1 protein-coding gene is annotated in these 1,380 nt (G+C 61.1%); it reads right to left on the reverse strand.

Translation table 11 applies throughout. The annotated features are described in order from the left end of the window. Positions 1–259: 259 nt before the first annotated feature. On the reverse strand, positions 260–1,380 hold a 1,121-nt coding region (locus tag ACTODO_RS00010), incomplete at its 5' end, for an amino acid carrier protein (RefSeq protein ID WP_131332731.1).

Below are 1,380 nucleotides of genomic sequence, written 5' to 3' on the forward strand. Positions count from 1 at the left end.
ATCTCGCCAATGTGGTGGATTCTCTGCCACTCTCTCACAGTCTCGGCACACACACCAAGCCTCCTGGCGGACAAACCATAGCCAAACCCCCTCTCAAACATCTCCACCGCCTGCTCCCGAAGCAAACGATCATGCCTCAACCCCAGATCCACAGACACGAAAAGCCTCCCATTCCCTGGACTTCAATTTCGATGTCCAAGAAACGGGAGGCAGTTCACAATCAGACGAGGCCGGGGCCGGTTGCTAGGGAAGAGGACCCTTACGCGTTGGTCTTCTCGGCGGCGTCCTGGGCGGAGGCCGGAGCCTTATCCTGCCAGTAGTCCAACTCTGCGGGGTTCAGGCCGATCGAGGAGGCCGTGAACTTCGGGTCGCGGCCGGCCTTACGCTGGGCGACGTAGTCGTTCGCGCAGCGGATGGCCTGGTTGCCGAGGATAACGATGACGGGCAGGTTGATGAGCGCCATGAGGCCCATCAGGATGTCGCCCAGGTTCCACGCGACCTCAAACTTCAGGAGCGCGCCGCAGAAAACGAGGCCAGCGGCCACGAGACGGAAGGCCGTGAGCATCCAGTGCTTGATCTCGATCTTGCGCAGCAGGAAGCGGAAGTTGACCTCGGCGTAGTAGAAGTTGCCGACCAGCGTCGTGAACGCGAAGAGGAACAGTGCGACCGAGATGAAGACCTGGGCGACCGGCTGGCCGAGCACCGTGGCCATCGCGTCCTTCACGAGGGGAGCGCCCGTCACGCCGCCATCATCGCCGACGCCCGAGGAGAGAACCACGAACGCGGTGAAGGTACAGATGATCATCGTGTCGATGAAGACGGAGAGCATCTGGACGAGGCCCTGCTTGGCGGGGTGGGACACGGAGGCGGAGGCCGCGGCGTTCGGCGCCGAACCAACGCCGGCCTCGTTCGAGTACAGGCCGCGCTTGATGCCGTACATCATGGCCGAACCGGCGAAGCCGCCGAAGATAGCCTGGAAGTCGAAAGCACCCTTGAAGATCGCGGAGAACATCGCGGGAATGTTGTGGAAGTTGAGGGCGATGACGACCGCGCCGACACCCAGGTAGATGATGGCCATGACGGGAACGAGGAAGCCCGTGACCTCGGTCAGGCGGCGCGTGCCGCCCAGGATCGAACCTGCCATCAGAATCGCGAGGATGGCACCGATGATCCAGGGAGTCCACTCGTTTTGCCCAGCTGTACTGGGTGAAGGCGTCGGCGACGTTGAAAGATGCCAGCATGTTTGAAAGCCACCCATGTAGGTAAGGATCAGAACGATGGCGAAGAGGTAAGGCGAGCCAGTTCTGCTTAGAGCCGTCTGTATGTAATAGCGGGAACCACCGTTAGAAGTGGTTGAGGGCCGCGCCTTCCTTGTAAATC

Source organism: Schaalia dentiphila ATCC 17982 (genome assembly GCF_000154225.1).
Classification (GTDB): Bacteria; Actinomycetota; Actinomycetes; order Actinomycetales; family Actinomycetaceae; genus Pauljensenia; species Pauljensenia dentiphila.